This window comes from Pedobacter terrae, assembly GCF_900100705.1.
Taxonomy (GTDB): Bacteria; Bacteroidota; Bacteroidia; order Sphingobacteriales; family Sphingobacteriaceae; genus Pedobacter; species Pedobacter terrae.
Window position 1 is genome coordinate 12811 of record NZ_FNCH01000007.1, and the last position, 16685, is coordinate 29495.

Annotated in this window: 16 protein-coding genes and 1 pseudogene; 5 read left to right on the plus strand and 12 right to left on the minus strand. The window is 37.5% G+C overall.

Features of this window, described 5'->3' with window-relative positions; all coding sequences use genetic code 11:
* Positions 1-4: 4 nt before the first annotated feature.
* The 6 genes from BLR60_RS10350 to BLR60_RS10375 form a co-directional block, all read right to left on the minus strand.
* Positions 5-1225, minus strand: a complete 1221-nt coding sequence (locus BLR60_RS10350; RefSeq protein WP_167354719.1) for a DUF3999 family protein — start codon at positions 1223-1225, stop codon at positions 5-7.
* The gene (locus BLR60_RS10355; protein ID WP_090499473.1) at positions 1215-3593 is read right to left on the minus strand and encodes a DUF2339 domain-containing protein; all 2379 of its coding nucleotides are present in this window, start codon (positions 3591-3593) and stop codon (positions 1215-1217) included. Before BLR60_RS10355 ends, BLR60_RS10350 begins: the two co-directional genes overlap by 11 nt.
* A 379-nt stretch (positions 3594-3972) precedes the next feature.
* A complete protein-coding gene (locus BLR60_RS10360; RefSeq protein ID WP_090499475.1) occupies positions 3973-5004 on the minus strand; it encodes an Atu2307/SP_0267 family LLM class monooxygenase in 1032 nt (343 codons plus the stop codon).
* A gap of 83 nt (positions 5005-5087) precedes the next feature.
* A complete protein-coding gene (locus tag BLR60_RS10365; protein ID WP_090499476.1) occupies positions 5088-5519 on the minus strand; it encodes a hypothetical protein in 432 nt (143 codons plus the stop codon).
* Between the two features lie 301 nt (positions 5520-5820).
* Complete coding sequence (gene dnaK, locus BLR60_RS10370) at positions 5821-7677, minus strand: molecular chaperone DnaK (RefSeq protein WP_090499478.1); 1857 nt, start codon at positions 7675-7677, stop codon at positions 5821-5823.
* Positions 7678-7859: 182 nt separating this feature from the next.
* Positions 7860-9086, minus strand: coding sequence for a glycosyltransferase (locus BLR60_RS10375; protein ID WP_090499480.1), 1227 nt, complete (start codon positions 9084-9086; stop codon positions 7860-7862).
* A gap of 94 nt (positions 9087-9180) precedes the next feature.
* Here BLR60_RS10375 and miaE point away from each other — a divergent pair, with 94 nt between their 5' ends.
* Positions 9181-9762 (plus strand): MiaE family protein, encoded by a 582-nt coding sequence (gene miaE, locus BLR60_RS10380; protein ID WP_090499481.1) that lies wholly within the window; start codon positions 9181-9183, stop codon positions 9760-9762.
* A 92-nt stretch (positions 9763-9854) separates the two neighbouring features.
* Here miaE and BLR60_RS10385 read toward each other — a convergent pair whose 3' ends face one another.
* The 4 genes from BLR60_RS10385 to BLR60_RS10400 are packed head-to-tail and all read right to left on the minus strand — an operon-like array spanning position 9855 to position 12772.
* Entirely contained in the window at positions 9855-10895 is a 1041-nt protein-coding gene (locus tag BLR60_RS10385; RefSeq protein ID WP_090499876.1) for a DUF3810 domain-containing protein, read from the minus strand.
* A 53-nt stretch (positions 10896-10948) separates the two neighbouring features.
* Entirely contained in the window at positions 10949-11218 is a 270-nt protein-coding gene (locus tag BLR60_RS10390) for a Txe/YoeB family addiction module toxin (RefSeq protein WP_090499483.1), read from the minus strand.
* Positions 11209-11406, minus strand: coding sequence for a DUF2683 family protein (locus BLR60_RS10395; protein ID WP_090499485.1), 198 nt, complete (start codon positions 11404-11406; stop codon positions 11209-11211). Before BLR60_RS10395 ends, BLR60_RS10390 begins: the two co-directional genes overlap by 10 nt.
* A 31-nt stretch (positions 11407-11437) precedes the next feature.
* Positions 11438-12772, minus strand: a complete 1335-nt coding sequence (locus tag BLR60_RS10400; RefSeq protein ID WP_090499486.1) for a dihydroorotase — start codon at positions 12770-12772, stop codon at positions 11438-11440.
* A gap of 239 nt (positions 12773-13011) precedes the next feature.
* Here BLR60_RS10400 and BLR60_RS10405 point away from each other — a divergent pair, with 239 nt between their 5' ends.
* From BLR60_RS10405 to BLR60_RS10420, 4 genes are all read left to right on the plus strand, one after another.
* Complete coding sequence (locus BLR60_RS10405; RefSeq protein ID WP_090499488.1) at positions 13012-14358, plus strand: DEAD/DEAH box helicase; 1347 nt, start codon at positions 13012-13014, stop codon at positions 14356-14358.
* A 97-nt stretch (positions 14359-14455) separates the two neighbouring features.
* On the plus strand, positions 14456-14728 hold the full coding sequence (locus BLR60_RS10410) for a hypothetical protein (protein WP_090499490.1): 273 nt from the start codon (positions 14456-14458) through the stop codon (positions 14726-14728).
* Between the two features lie 102 nt (positions 14729-14830).
* Positions 14831-15166, plus strand: a complete 336-nt coding sequence (gldC, locus tag BLR60_RS10415) for a gliding motility protein GldC (protein WP_090499491.1) — start codon at positions 14831-14833, stop codon at positions 15164-15166.
* Positions 15167-15323: 157 nt separating this feature from the next.
* The gene (locus BLR60_RS10420) at positions 15324-15722 is read left to right on the plus strand and encodes a hypothetical protein (protein WP_090499493.1); all 399 of its coding nucleotides are present in this window, start codon (positions 15324-15326) and stop codon (positions 15720-15722) included.
* Here BLR60_RS10420 and BLR60_RS10425 read toward each other — a convergent pair.
* Both BLR60_RS10425 and BLR60_RS10430 read right to left on the minus strand, forming a co-directional pair.
* A pseudogene (locus BLR60_RS10425) lies at positions 15719-16228 on the minus strand (lipocalin family protein). The gene BLR60_RS10420 and the pseudogene BLR60_RS10425 overlap by 4 nt on opposite strands.
* 57 nt (positions 16229-16285) lie before the next feature.
* The gene (locus BLR60_RS10430; RefSeq protein WP_090499495.1) at positions 16286-16675 is read right to left on the minus strand and encodes a cupin domain-containing protein; all 390 of its coding nucleotides are present in this window, start codon (positions 16673-16675) and stop codon (positions 16286-16288) included.
* Positions 16676-16685 lie beyond the last annotated feature (10 nt).

A 16685-nucleotide genomic window follows, 5' to 3' on the forward strand; every position in this document is an offset into this window, starting at 1 on the left:
AATCTTAATTTTTTAACATTTTAAATGAGAACCAGCCTAGTAATGCAATAATCACGACCATCAGTGCCCAGAGCCAGGGTTTATTTTCGAATAATGGTTTTGCTGTTTCAATGGAGTAAGCCGGGTTTTTCGCTTCGGCGCCAATAGTTACGGTGGTTAAATTAACCGGAATTTTACTTTCGAATTTTTCAATTTCATAAACGGGGCTAATTGCTTTTTCATTGCCATAATATAGGGCATATTCATTTTTGGGCTGATCAAACCGTGCAATAATTTCGTAGATGTTACCTTTTAACTGTAAGCCACTTAAACGCAATGGCATATTGTCGTTATTCTGGATAGTAATTTTTAACCTGGAAGTAATCGTATTTTCAAAATTAAATGCAGCTTCTACCAGAGAACTTATTGTGCCTTCATAAAGATTAGCATAATTGTACTGGATCCCCTTATCAGTTTTAAAACTATCTGTTGCATATTCTATTTTAATCGGACGGTAGAAATCGAAATCGCTTTGTGCATTCAATTTTAGATAGGATAGCGGAACCTGATTAGTTAAGGTTACATCAACAACGGTTTCTTTTTTGGATGCATCATTTTTAAGATCGAATGATTGATATTTAACTACTTTAAATGTTCCTGGTATGGTATCTGTTTTCAAAATTTTCGCTTCCAATAATTCTGGCTGTATAGGGCTTTTAACCAGAAGTCTAAAATATTGATATTTAGCATCAGGAAAATTCAACCTGGTAAACTGGTAATCTGTATCGTTATTTTTGATGGATAGAATTCGATAATTAGATAAGATGTTAAACCATTCTTTGTTATCATTACTGCCCTCGAGGGTAACTTCCCAATCGAAATTTTCTTGTTTAAAAGCCAGCTTAATCTGATTGATTAAACTTATTTCTGGCGATTGAAAAGTATAATAGTAACCGTTTTGATTAACACTTTGGTTAATCTGTTTAAAGGTAATATCATTTGACGATACCTTATCTACACGCTGCTTTAACAAGTATGGAACCTCTATGGTATCTTTTCCGTTAATGCCAAAAATTCTTAAATCTTCGAAACCGGCATTAGCTTTTTTATAGAGATCATCTGGCAATACCATTTTGTGCCATACTGAATTAACGCCAGAGATATTCCGCTTAAATTTATAGGTATTGGTTTGTGCATTTGCGATGGTGGTGCAAAGCAAAAGAAAGGTAAATAAGTTAATTTTCAACTTTAGCATCATCTATAATTAAATGTTTGTATTTGTTGTAAAGGAAAGAAATGATGAGTAACAATACGCCTAACGACACAAAAACGATGGTTTTGGCGATTGTGCTCAGGGAATAGATATCATAAAAGAAAAGTTTGATCAAAGTTATTCCAAATAACACCATTGCACCGATGCGCAAGTGTTTTTTGTTTTTGGCCAGCCCCATGCTGATTAAGAATAGGGAGAATATGCCCCAAAGGATGCTTAATCCTAGTTTGTAACTATCCGCTGAATGCGATAATTCTAAAATGTTAATCAATTCGCTGCTGATGATCCATAACAGAGAAAGATATAGCAGAAAATCGAACATTGTTTTCAGATCCTTTTTCAACAGCCCGGAACGCTGCAGCCAGTGACACTGCACAATCAGTAAGGCAAAAAAAGCAATCGCCACGTACCTGGTCGTGATATTAAATGAGCTGATAGTAAAATATTTACTTTCAGGAATTAAATAGGTATCCCTAAGCTCGCTTAAGTTATACAGTCCTAATGTTAGAAACAAGATGATAACCAGGAGGTTAATAATAAGGTTGGCGATAGCAAATTCGCCATTTTTTAGTTTTTTAATGTTCAGATAACTTAATATTGAAGCAAAAAACAGGGTATAAATATAAATCCAAGCTGTTTTTAAAGTCAGGTAATTATAGTTGTATTCACTGCTAGGGTAATCAAGCTTTGTTTTGGGGTTAAGGTTAATTTTGCTCAATTGGAGCAGATTGTTAAAGTATTTGGAAATCTCGATCCTAAAGGTAAAATAGATTGCAAAAATCAGAATAGCAGGAATAGAATAACGGAGGATCTTACTCATCCAGATCAACTGTACAGGCGCTTCATTTTCTTTTTTGCTAATGCTGAACATCCAGAAAAAGCAGGTAATAAATATGCTTGCCGTTAAAAAACCTACATTAAATACCGGTGTGATTACGATTGTATTTCCGTTGTAGAAATCATAATAAGTTATCCAATCTTCCAGCAGACTAAAAAAGGCCAGAAATATTAATGGAAAGGATAGTTTTTCATAAATGGCAATCTTTTTTATGCGTGCTAAATAGAACAATACCGCTGCCTCTACCACCCAGGAAACAGTTACCCACCCGCCATCTAACTGAACGGGAACAGCCATTGTAATAAAGGTAATTACCATGGCCAGAATAAGGTAAAACAGGTTTTTATCTGCAAGATTTTTCTTGTAAATAACCAGGCATACCACAAAATGGATCACGGCATTTGCCAATGTAAATAAGCCCAGCAGCTCAGCGCTGTTTTTATTATCTGATAATATTAAATAACCTATCCCGTAGTATACAAATGAATTTAAAAGTAAAATAATTACATCGCTAAAGCCAAAAACTTCTTTTTTGCTTACCTTATAAGCCAGGTTGGTGATGTAAAAAGTAAGGAAAAATAGAGAAGAGAATAATAAAGCCAATCCGAAATAATTATAAGAACTACTTAAATCGAGCCTCCAGGAAACAAAAATGAGCCATGTTAAACCAAATGATGCATAAAATAATGGCTTCCAATATTTTTTGAAACTAAGCACAAGTATACCAATATTGATAATGGCCATATAAGTAAATAATACACCTACTTTGCCCGAACCATCGCTTAACAGGAAAGGAATAGCGTAAGCACCAACCAGGCCAATGTGCGCAATAACCTGTTTATTATATTTAATTGCTGCTACAACGGTAAACGAGGTGAATACAATCATTAGGGCAAAAGCTAATGCCTGTGGAATTAAGGCATAGAAATCGTAAGCAGCATAGGTAATAAAATACATAATGGCAATTGCGCCACTAACCAATACAGCCGAAAAATTTTCATATTTGACTTTAAGCTTAATAGCAAAAGCCATTAAACCTACTCCAACTGCGTAACCCAATACAATTCTGGTAAGTGGGCTAATCATATCATGATCAATGGCATATTTGGCACCAATTGCTACTCCGATAATTAAAATCAGGATACCAATTTTGCTGATCAGATTTTCTCCTATGAACTTCTCAAAATCAGATTTAACCATGTTTTCGCGCTTAAATCTTTCAGCTAAATTAGGCTGATTTTGGCTTGCCGAAGGCGATATAGGTGCAGTTCTGGGTTGTGGTATAGCCGAAGTTTGTATAACAGCGCCCGGTACCGTATTTCTAATTGGTGGGATAGTTGTAGGCTCAGGATTTATTGCTGAGGGCATGGTTACTGACCCAAGCGATTGTAGAGCCCTAACCTCGTTTCTTAATGCTTGTATTTCTGCTTCAAAGCCCTGCTGTCTCAGCAAAAGGTTTTCCAGCTTAATTAATAGCAGGTTTAATTTTTCGGATTTATCCATTCTGTATTTTAAAGTCCTTATCTTTAGTTAATAAATATAAGAATGTATTTTTACAAGCGTGGGTAAAATTTGGTGAATGAGTTGGTGAACTCTTTTATAACCACCTTTTCTTCCTAAACAGGAGGGGAGTAGGAATTGCTGTGGCAAAATAAGCTACGAATATTAAAGTTTTTGGCATGGAATCCTTTGGGGATACATTTTACAGAGAATACCTTTACTATTTATTCAAGAATTGTGTTCAGCTGTTGTTACGCATCGTTGCTGTATAAATTTACTAGATGAATTAACTCCCCTCCTTGTCAAGGAGGGGCTTAACATTATCTTTCATTTTAATCTGTTAAGTTTAGGAAGGGATATTTTAGTTCCAGGCAATCAGTTTTTATTTATTCAGCGCTTTTCTCACTTCTGGGGCAATTTTTGTCCCAAAAATCTCTATTGATTTCATCATTGCGGCATGAGATGGTCCGCCAACATCCATATGAGCAGAAAAACGGGTTAATCCAAAGGTTTCTTGCATGGCCAGAATTTTATCTACCGATTCATTTGCATCGCCGATGATTAAAGCTCCGCTACTGCTTCTGCCTCCATCAAACTGATTGCGTTGATAAGGCGGCCAACCGCGAGATTTACCAATCCTGTTCATTTGGGCAGAATAAAGGGGATAATAGTAATCTGCAACTTCGTTACTGTTTTCGCCAAATAAGGAATGCATGTGAACACCTACGTCGAACTTATTCATATCATGTCCGTACGCTTGGTACACCTTTTTGTAATAATCAAACAATGGTTTAAATTGTATAGGCTGGCCTCCAATAATGGCAAACATGACCGGTAATCCTAATCTGCCGGCACGTTCTACTGATTCTGGTGTTCCACCAACGGCTACCCAGATTTTTAAATTATCGTTTACCGCTCTGGGCAAAACTTCCTGGTTTTTCAGTTCTGACCTGAATTTACCTTTCCAGCTAATTTTGGGCTCCTTATTTATTTTAAGGAGTAATTCGAGTTTTTCTTCATAAAGTTCATCATAATCTTGTAGGTTATAACCGAACAGGGGAAAAGATTCGATAAAACTTCCACGACCAGCCATTAATTCGGCTCTTCCATTCGAAATTAAATCTATGGTGGCAAAGTTCTGATATAATTTAACCGGATCAGATGAACTTAAAACCGAAACGGCACTGCTTAATTTAATGTTTTTGGTTACCGTGGCGGCAGCGGCCAGTATAATTTCAGGACTGGATACGGCATAATCAGGGCGATGATGTTCGCCAATACCGTAGAAATCTAAACCCACTTCGTCCATGAGTTTTATTTCTGCTATAATTTCCTGAAGTCTTTGTTGTGCGGGTTGAATTTCTCCTTTTGCATTGATCTGCAAATCGCCAAACATACCGATACCTAATTCCATATTGTTAAATATTTTTTAACAAAAGTAAGGTGTTTGTGTTTGCCGGTTTTTGATGTATGGTAAGAAAAAGATTGAATTGGAAATTAACCTGTTAATTTGCCCAAAGCATTTAAAATGGTTTCGAGCTCTTGATTGGGATAATCAAAGTTTGTGGATTCTATTTTAAATTTTCTGCCATTTTCTAAAATGATATTGATGTAAGAATATCTTCTGCGTCCAAACGACTCATCAAATGCCTTTATAAGCCGAATTTCAGTCCATTTAAAGGTTCCTAGATTTAATAAGGTGATTTCATTTTCATCTGCAATAATTGCGTATTCATCCTGCTTAGCAATTAAGTTTTTAAAGTAGAAAATAAAAAATACAATTAATACAGACATCGAAATTATAGCTGATTGAGCACAACTTAGATCAAACATAAATATTGGTGCAACAAAGAACAATGGGAACATGCTGAAGATATAAATCATAATGAATATGTTTCCATTGTCTTTAACTTTGATCGATTTAAGCATATCCAGAGAATATTTATTGCGGCTTCAAAGAAATCAATCTATTATAACTTCATCAATTACTTTGCTCATCTTAAAGCTAATCAAAATATTAAAATTGTAATGCATAAACGAAGATCACATTTACAATTTAGTTTGTTAACAAAGCACTTAAGTTGGTTACTTATGCTAACTTTTTTTAAACATCATTTGAACGGGGTTCTCCAAAAGCGTCTTAGTCTCCTGAAGCACTGCGCTGCACTTCGCTCGAAATGACGCTTACTCGCTGCGCCCAAAGATTTGCTCAGAAACTGTCTACTGAAAACTACTCTATCTTCTTACCTTTCATCGCGGTAGAAATCGCAGCATCCATTACGCGCTCGGCAAAAGGGCGGGTAAACTCGTTCAGCTCATCTGCTTTTTTAAGGATTGTATCCTTATCCTGACTTGCCAAAGCTGTTTTAAGTGCTTCAATATGTGTTTTAGTTTCCAATATTTCTGCTTCGGTCAAATGCTCAGCATGTTTTTCGATGAAGCGCTCTGCGGTATATTGCAATTGCTCCCCCTCGCTTCTGGCTTCGATCAACATCCTCTGTTGTACATCACTCTGTGCGTGCTCAATGCTGTCCAAAAGCATTTTTTCAACGGTATCGTCACTTAAACCGTAGCTTGGCGTGATTTCGATCTCTTGTTTTACGCCAGAACGTAATTCAATTGCCTGTACGGTTAAAATCCCATCGGCATTAAGCAGGAAATTGATATCTACTTTAGGTAAACCTGCAGGCATAGCCGGGATTCCCTTTAAATCGAACTCGGCAAGTTTACGGTTTTCTTTAACCAGATCGCGTTCGCCCTGGTAAACAGAAATTTTCATGTTTACCTGCCCATCAACTGATGTGGTGTACTGCCGGCCTGCTTTGGTCGGCACTTTGCTGTTACGTGCAATAATAACATCCATTAAGCCGCCCATCGTTTCAATACCTAAAGAAAGTGGGGTTACATCCAGTAGTAAAATATCCGAGCGGTTTCCGGCCAATACATCAGCCTGGATGGCTGCGCCTAGAGCTACCACTTCATCGGGGTTAATGTTATCCTGAGGTTTTTTGCCGAAGAAATTTTCTACAGCCTGCTTTACATAGGGTGTACGGGTAGAACCTCCTACTAAAATGACTTCATCTATATCGGTGGCAGACAAATCTGCGTCTTTAAGTGCGTTTTTACAGGCAGTAATGGTTTCTTCTACTTTTGCAGCAATCAATTGCTCAAAAGTTTGCTTATCAAGTGTACACCAGATTTCGCCAACTTTTTCATTGTATAAATTCTGGCTTGATAATGCTTTTTTCGCTGCTTCAGCTTGTAACCTCAGCGTTTGCATCAATATATTATTTTGAGCCAAGTCAGTTACATCAAGTTTGTTCTGAGCAATCCAGTATTCTAAAATTGCACGGTCAAAATCATCACCGCCCAAGTAGGTATTTCCGTTGGTGGCCAACACTTCAAAAATCCCGTTTTGAATCTGTAGGATAGAAACGTCGAAAGTACCTCCACCTAAATCGTAAACGGCTATGGTTTTCTGTTGCGTAGGATCTAAACCGATGCCGTAAGCCAAACTGGCGGCAGTAGGCTCGTTAACAATACGCATCACATCTAAACCTGCCAGTTTCCCTGCATCGCGGGTAGCCTGGCGCTGACTATCATTAAAATAAGCTGGAACAGTGATTACGGCCCTGTTAACTGGTGTTTTTAAGGCATGTTCGGCTCTTGCTTTTAGCTCTTTTAATATTTCTGCAGATAATTCTATCGGCGTATAGAAACGGTTCCCAGCCTGGATTTTTACCAGTGCATCAGTATCATCATCAATAATTTTATAAGAAAAGGTAGCGGCGTGATCGGCTACATCTTTATACGAACGACCTAATAATCTTTTTACTGAAAATATGGTGTTCGATGGGTCAGTAGTTAAAAATTCTTTAGCCTCGTTACCTACAATGGCTTCGTTCTGGTTATTAAAATAAACTACTGATGGCACCAATACGCCCTTGCCCGAATCGTTAATTACTTGCGGATTTTTATCCGGATTAATAAATGCAACCAAGCTATTGGTCGTGCCTAAATCTATTCCAACGATAATTTCTTCCTTTTGAAACGAACCTGTAGCAAGGTTAATTGATATTTTTGCCATAGGCGCAAATTTACAATATTGTTCCTAGCTTTCAGAACCCGAATGTTTTTTAAAAGTCAATAGTTTTTAGTCGGAATTCCGGAGATCGAAGTCGGAAGATCGGGTGTGTTATTAGTTAGGAGTTTTAAGTTGAAGTTTTATGCCGCGACATCTTCGGACCTCTGACTTTCCGACCTCTGACTCTATTTATTCTTCTCTTCAATCCAAAGGCTCATGTACTTTGTGCTTTGAGCGGTATGGTGATTTAAAATCTGTCCGAAAAAGTTATTCTGACGGTGTTTAACTAAAGCTGATAATAATTCCTTGACCTTCAGTATAAAAGGTTCAGCAAAAACAGTAATAGCATAACGTTCATTGATAATTTTAATGCCATGTTGCTGTGCCGCCCACCATCCGGCTTCATGCTGGTATAGTTGAACAGCCTGCTCGGCAAAAGCAGTTAAATCATCTTCAATAATGCCATTCCAGGGTAGGTCTCCTTTCATGGCTTCGGCGCCAATAGTAGTGGTTACAGATGGTGTACCGGTTAACATGGCATCAATAAATTTGCCTTTAACACCTGCGCCAAACTGGATCGGTGCAAGTAAAATTTTGTGTTTGGCAATTGTATCCTGAGCATTTGCGGCTCTGCCTTTAATGAAAAACCGTTCTGCTTTATTTTCGAGCTGCAAGACCTTTTGCGAGGGATAAGCTCCATAAATATTCAAGCTGGCTCCAGGCAGTTTTTTGCGGAGCAAAGGCCATATTTTTGTTTTTAGGGTTTGTACAGTGTGCCAGTTAGGTTCGTGAAGAAAGTTGCCGATGAAAACGAAATCTGCTCTATCTGCAAATGGAATCCATTTTTGGATGGTATCTGTTTTGATTTCCTGCTCTAAAAAGGGAAGATAATATAATAAACTATCATCAATTTTAAATTGCTCTTTAAGCAGCTTTACTTCTGCTTCAGAAATAATCAGAGACAGATCGCAACGAAGGATGGCAGCAATTTCTCGCTTAGCGGTATCAGAAAACAGGTTGAGTGCTTCCTGCTTTTTAGTGCTTTGTTGTCGGGCCTGCCGTAAAAAGTGTAAATCTTCAGTGTCTAAAATCCGCAGGGTACCTGGGCATTCCTGCTGTACCCGCCAACCGTATTGTTCTTCAATCATAAAACGATCAAACAACACGATATCAGGATTTAGCGCTTTTAGAAAAGTATTGAAGCTTTCGTCATTTAACTTAATCTCCTGTTCAACAACCGTGGTATGACTAAAATCGTAGCTGAATTCGCTTTTCGATGCCGCCGAAGCAAAAGTGACCTGATAACCGCTAGCCAGAAATAAATCAACCAATTGGACCATTCTGGTGCCTGCTGCCGAAGATGCGGGCTCAGGCCAAACCAATCCAATAATTAATAATTGCTTAGGGATCATGATTTAATTTTCTGCAAAATAAATGGTTTTTAGCTCACAATTTTAAAACCGTGCCGATTATTTCTAATTTTGTAGCTCAGTTACAAAGCATCAGATGTTAGGATTAAAATTATTGACAGACCCGCGTTGGGCAAATATTGCGGAATCGAATTTAGAAGAAATTTTATCTGACCATGCCTGGTGTGAACAAAAAGCCGCTAGTAATGCCATTACCTTAATTACACAAAATTCTGAACACCAGGATCTTGTTGATGAATTAACGGCAATTGCGATTGAAGAAATGCAGCATTTCCAGATGGTGATTGACATTATTAAAGCGCGTGGCTATATTTTAAGCCGCGAACGTAAGGATGATTATGTAGGGCGACTGGTGAAATTCAGCAAAAAAGATGGCAGCCGTAACCAGGCTTTTATCGACAGGCTTTTGTTCGCCGCAATGATTGAAGCCCGAAGCTGCGAACGTTTCCGTGTACTCTCTTTAAATATTCAAGACAAAGAACTGGCTAAATTTTACCATGAATTAATGGTTTCGGAAGCCGGACACTATACTACGTTTTTAAATTTCGCCCGCAAATACAGTACTGATGTAGATGTAGATAAACGCTGGAAAGAATGGCTGGATTTTGAAGGGGAATTGATTCAAAGTTTTGGCACAAAAGAAGCGATACATGGATAGATCAGTTTTCAGTTGGCAATGTTCAATTACAGTTTTAATTGGAATGTTTGAATGATGCCTGTTCACTGAAACTGATAAAAAGGGAATGCCTTTTAGCGCTTGGTCGTCGGGCTTTCGGACGTCAGACTTTCTGACTTATAAATATTCCACAGCCAGATCACAATGTCTTGGTAGCTATCTATACCTTTCTTCTGGTTGTTGAGTTTTAAGAAACGATCGAAAGCGGCATCCATGTAACCGAACATATCGCCATTGTATTTTCGCCAGAATTCTTTTTCCGTTTTAAAATCAGCCAATACCTGTGGTAAAAGCTTGTCGTATAATAATTTGTAATCATCAGGCGATTTCATTCTGATCTCAAATAAGATATACCTGAGCATTTCGTAATTGGCTGAATACTGGTAATTTAAATCAGGGCTATTTCTTGCTGTAAGGTAGCCTAGCAGATTAGCTTCATCCTCATAGGCAATACCTAATTGATGCCCAATTTCATGGCAGCTAACATAAGGTTTCACAAAATCAGGCAAGTTCATGTTCATATTGGCTTCGCCTGAAAGGGGGGCATAATAACCCTCAATGCCAATTTTACTGATTATCCATGAATTTAAAACGGCCTTTAAACAAGGATTATTATACCTGAATACCTTGTTTCTTTTCGCCATAAGTGAATACGCTGCTGCAGATTTAGATTCGAGCTCATTAATCGTGTAAGCAGGCACTTTAACCTGCATCAGTTTTAAGCTGTTGGTTTTATCAACGAAATAATTGCCCAGAACGACCAGTTCTTTAATATTATACTTTTCATTGCCAATTCCCAATTCTTCACTTATGCTTTGCCGGCTATAGTTTAAACCCCAAACTATTTTGAAAACGATATAGAGTATTAAACAAAAGTTTAAAATCTGTAAGGAAATAATAATTATATCCTGTTTTTTTAAGGATTTACGCCTTTTGTAAAATCTAATAATTTTATACAGTATAAAGCCAATAAGTAAAATATAAATTAGGTCGCCGATAGCAAAAGGGAAAATACCGGATATAAACCTTAAAGCCGAAGAGACGTAAGGATAAAAACCTGTGGAATAATATTTTTGGACAAGGGAAGGGAAGAAGCCGAAAAGAAAAATCAGCATGGCTAAGCTGATTAATATAAAAAGTGCTTTATATACTGAACGTTTAAGCACGACTAATAATGGCCTTTTAAAGATTGGATTTCCAGAATAATAATGATGCCATCATCATGAATTTCATAAATAATTCGATGTTCTTCGTTTATTCTCCTAGACCAGGAACCAGACAATTCATACTTTAATGGTTCAGGTTTTCCTATTCCCTCAAAAGGATTTCCTTGAATCGCTATAATTAACTGCTCAATTTTTTTTTGAATAGCTTTGTTACCAGACTTTTTCCAATAGTTTAAATGCTCAATAGCTTTTGGAGCATATATTACTTCCATAAATCTTCTAAAGCAATTTTTACGCCCTTGCCATTTTTGATGTCTTCCCGCGCTTGCAAAATATCCTTTACAAATTCTGGATTATATGGATTTTCTTCCGTTTCGAAATCAATTTTCAAAGCTTTCATCACCGCTTTTAAAGCAGTGGCTTGTTCTTCATTTTTGGGATGTGCAATTAATGTTTCCATATTGTTTACGCTAAAAACAAATATAACAAATCTATCTAGTAAATGTTAATCGCTTGCCAATCTGGTCGGTAGTGAATTTGCCTTTAACATAAGCGAGGTTACCAGATACAAAAGTGTGCGTAATACTGGCCTTAAAGGTATCGCCATCAAAAGGGCTCCAGCCACATTTGTAAAAATTGTTCAACTTAGTCACCTTCCAAGGATCGTTTAAATCAACCAGCACCAAATCGGCCCAATAACCTTCACGAATAAAGCCGCGTTTTTCGATATCAAAGCAAATGGCGAGGTTATGTGCGGTTTTTTCTGCAATTTTTTCTAAAGAGATTTTACCCTGCAGATGGATTTCCAATAAAGCCGGTAAGGCATGTTGTACCAAGGGGCCACCAGATGGAGCCTGGGCATAAGGCTGCTGCTTTTCTGCTAAGGTGTGTGGGGCATGATCGGTTGCAATCACATCGATATAATCTTCCAAAACCCCTTTAAGTACTCCTTTCTGATCATCTTCAGTTTTTACCGCAGGGTTCCATTTAATAAAATTGCCTTTTTGGACATAATCTTTATCATTAAACCAAAGGTGATGCACACAAGCTTCGGCTGTAATTTTTTTATCCTTTAGCGGAGTAATATTGTCAAATAGGGCAATTTCTTTAGCAGTAGAAATGTGGAGGATGTGTAAACGCGTTTGATAACTTTTGGCCAGTTCTACTGCCAGTGAAGATGATTTATAGCAAGCTTCAGCGCTGCGAATCAATGGGTGCATCTCAATAGTTAAGTCGTCACCATATTTAGCTTTATACTCAGCCAGATTGTGGCGGATAGTCGCCTCATCTTCACAATGTGTAGCCACCAATATCGGCGCTTTGCTGAAGATATTTTCTAAAGTTTTTTCATTATCAACCAGCATATTCCCTGTTGATGAGCCCATAAAAACCTTAATACCACACACATTTTTAGGATCAGTTTTTAAAACCTCCTCAATATTATCGTTGCTGGCGCCCATATAAAACGAATAATTAGCCAACGAAGTTTCGGCGGCGATTGCATACTTGTCTGCCAATAAATCTTGTGTTAAAGTATTGGGAACCGTATTGGGCATTTCCATGAAAGATGTAATGCCACCGGCAACAGCAGCCATACTTTCGGTAAAAATATCGGCTTTGTGGGTTAAACCTGGTTCGCGGAAATGCACCTGGTCATCAATCATCCCTGGTAAAAGATACTGCCCCTCAGCGTTAATTTCCTGTGCCCCGGGTGCGGTAAGGTTCTGGCCTATTTTGGCAATAAATCCATCTTTAATTAAAACGTCGGCTACAATTTTTTGTCCTTCGTTTACAATTGTAGCAGCTTTTATCAGGTAAGTATTCATGGTTTCAAAGGTAAAAATAGATTTGAGAAGTTAGATATGAGATCCAAGAAATTAGGCTGTTTAGGTGGTGAAGATTGGTAATATGAGTTAACTTTTTGAATTGGTAACTGCAAATTATTGAATTGAAATAATGGATTTACAGCTTTAAATTTTAAATGAACGCTAGACTCCGGACTTCAGACTCCGAACTCTGGACTAAATTGAGCCTTTTCGGCTCAAATAAACTATCTTTGTGCGCTATGGCAAAATCGTTCGAAGACTTTAAGTTAAACAGGCAAATTTTAAATGCTGTGGCCGATGCAGGTTACACCGTTGCAACGCCGATACAGGAAAAAGCAATTGCACCCATATTATCCGGACAGGATCTTTTTGGAATTGCCGAAACCGGAACCGGAAAAACGGCTGCTTTTGTATTGCCTATTTTAATGCAGCTGAAATATGCGCAAGGTGAAAACATACGTGCTTTGATCTTATCGCCAACTCGCGAACTCGCGATGCAGATTGAAGAACAGGTAAAACTGTTTTCTACTTATACCGACCTGCGCTCGCTGGTTATTTTTGGAGGTATTGGACCTAAAACACAGAAAGAGCAGCTGGCAAAAGGTGTTGATATCCTGATTGCTACACCAGGCCGCTTCCTTGATTTATATTTAACGGGTGATATTAATACCCAAAGCTTAAAGTTTTTGGTGCTGGATGAGGCCGATAAAATGATGGATATGGGCTTTATCGGCTCTATCCATAGAATATTGGAAATTGTTCCCCGCAAACGCCAGAATCTATTATTTTCTGCAACAATGAGCGATCTGGTGCAGAAAATAGCAGGCGATTTCCTGAAAAATCCAACTATTATTGAAACTTCAGAACAGGCAACCCCGGCAGCAAACGTAACGCAAACGCTGTATTATGTTCCGAATTTTAAAACCAAACTGAATCTGCTGCAACATTTACTCAAGGATGATGAGGCATTTACGCGTCTGATCATTTTCTGTAAAACTAAAACAGTTGCCGATAATATTTTTAGTTTCATTGAACGCAGATATGGTGCCGAGAATGTTCGTGTAATCCATGCCAATAAAGGTCAGAATACCAGAATCAATTCTATCAATAGCTTTAAAGAAGGAAATATTAGGGTTTTAGTGGCTACAGACGTGGCGAGTAGGGGTATTGATGTGAGTGATGTAAGCCACGTGATCAATTTTGATGTACCCATTATTATTGAAGATTATGTTCACCGCATTGGCCGTACTGGTAGAGCTTTTGCTAAGGGCGATGCAATAACTTTTGCTACCGATGGTGAAAAATATTATATCCGTAAAATTGAAAAACTAATCCGTCAATCAATCCCGGTGGAAGAAGTACCACAGGGTGTCTTTATTGAAGAAACCGCTTATGAGGAGCGCCAGCAGATAGCTAAAGAAATTGATTTGCAAAAACGTAAGGAAGATCCTGATTTTCAAGGGGCTTTCCACGAGAAAAAGCATGCTGCAGCAATAGAGAAAAAGGTGAGAGAGAAAGCCAAAGCAAAGGCAGGTAAACAAGTAAAGAGCTTTAAAAAAGGCAAAAAATTCGATAAGAAAAAGTAATGAACCCGACACAATTAAAATAATTATTAATTTCTAAATAATTATTTCAATTGTCAAAGGCTCCATCTGACAATTGAAAACAAATAAATAAACACAGATGAACTTTAGGATTACGCCTTTAAATATTGTAAGTGCCGTTGGTTTAGGCTTGGTGGTTGTAAATCTCTTTTCGGAGAAAAGTACAGCACCACGTCATGTAAATATGGATGGTTTTTACCTTCTTGTTTTAGGTTGCCTTATTCTTGTAACCTTTATTACAGATATGATTTTTCGCTTCACTTTGAAAGACATTAAGCGTATTTGGATAGTAGAATTGATATTTATCGTTATTGCGGCAATCTTGATGGTAATATTACAAAAAGTAGTTTAAAGCTGCGATGAAGTAAAATTAATATTAAGCATCTTTGCATCCGTAAAAATTAGTCGTTCTAAATCGGAGTAATCTGTTAAATCGATGAAATCAATATTAAAAATGAAAAAAGCAGAAATAAAACTAACGGTTGAGTTAGATGAAGGCAACAACCCGGATAACATACTTTGGGAGAGTACAGATTCTGGAAATGCGGATAAAGTGCCTGCAAAGGCTTTATTTTTATCAGTTTGGGATCATAATTATAAGAATACATTAAAAATAGATCTTTGGACAAAAGATATGCCTGTTGATGAAATGAAACGTTTTTTCTATGAAACGCTTCAAACCATGGGCGATAGCTTTTTAAAAGCAACTGGCGAAACACTGATTGTCGAAGATTTGCGCGACTATTGTGCTCACTTTGCAGATAAGATGGGGATTATTGAAGGGCAGTAGGTTGGTCATTAGTCATTAGTCATTAGTCATTAGTCATTAGTCATTAGTCATTAGTCATTAAAAAATACCAGGTAAGTTAGCGATTAAACCATTAATTTCCATTATAAACAATTACCAATCAGTGGAATCGTTAAAATCAGTGTAATCATTTTTAACTATGTTAGTATTAAACAAATTCAGGGCTTGGTTAGGCATTTTGTTATGCGTTATTGCAGGTTTCTGCCCCATGCTAAAAGTGCCCATTAAAGGCAATTGGAACTTATATCAATCTGATGCGCGTTTATTTTTAATCACCTATGCCATTATCGCTATCTCTGTGCTGTTTCTGTTTATCAGAAAGGTTGGAGCATTCCGCTTTATGAGTTTTATTATGGCTATCTGGTATATTTTAGCTGTTATTGCTGTTTATTTTACTGCAAATAATTATACTAAATATGGCTTCGCCAATAAACTGATCGGCAAAGTTGTTCATTTCCAATGGGGCTGGATTGTATTTTTGGTTGGTGTTATATTTATGCTTTTCAGCGTTAAACGTGGCGAAAAAATAGTAGCTTAAGCTTTCTCACACCACTGCGGGGTTAATTTAGCTATATCGTATCCTTTAGCTTTGCATCTGGCTACAATTTCATCATGGGTTTTCTTCGGCATTGTCTGGTTGCGGCTCATGATGAATAAAAATTTATGATCAGGATGGCCTACAACAACATCAGAATAATCATCCGCCAGTTCGATAATTCAATAGTCGACCTTTATTGGCCAGATAAATTGTGCCTGTAACTCACCGTGATATCCATCTTCTGACGGGAACATTTTCGAACTTCTGGAATAAACCTTATCATCCCCAATTTTTTTATAAGTAGTGATCATATTATAGTAGCCATCCTTATTTAAGGTATATTTAGTAGTGGTTTCGCGGCTCCCTTTATCAAACATGGTAGGGATAGCATATAACGAATACCAGATTCCTGCATATTTTTTTAAATCTAATTTGGCTACCGGAACATTTTTTTCCACAGGTAAATAGGCGAAAAGAACTAAAAGTAGGGAGCAGATCATTTTCATCGTATCATCGGGTTTAATATGACTTACGAAATGACTTAATGTTGGTTTTGAATGATCTTAATCAGCTATAAAATAATCTTCTGTATGTTCATCTAACGGAATATAGATTCTTTCCCATTCACTGCCATCTATAATTTCCCAGGTATGGCCCACTCCGGCAATATCATTTGCGATGAGTAAAATCCCCGGCTCAATGATAAAAGATTCGCCATTGCTTACAGTAAAACGGAGTTTACCTTTCAATGTAATCACATATTGACGGCGGGGGGCCGGATGTGGGATGTTTTCTAAAGTAGATACATCAGTTTGGGCAAAAAAATAATTGGCATTAATGTGTTGACGGATAGGGATTTTGCCAATCTCGAAGGCGCATTGATCTCCTTCAACGTTAATTAAACGAATTGCTTTCAGGTAATTGTTTGGTGTTCCGGCTTGACTCGTATTCATCTTCAAAAAT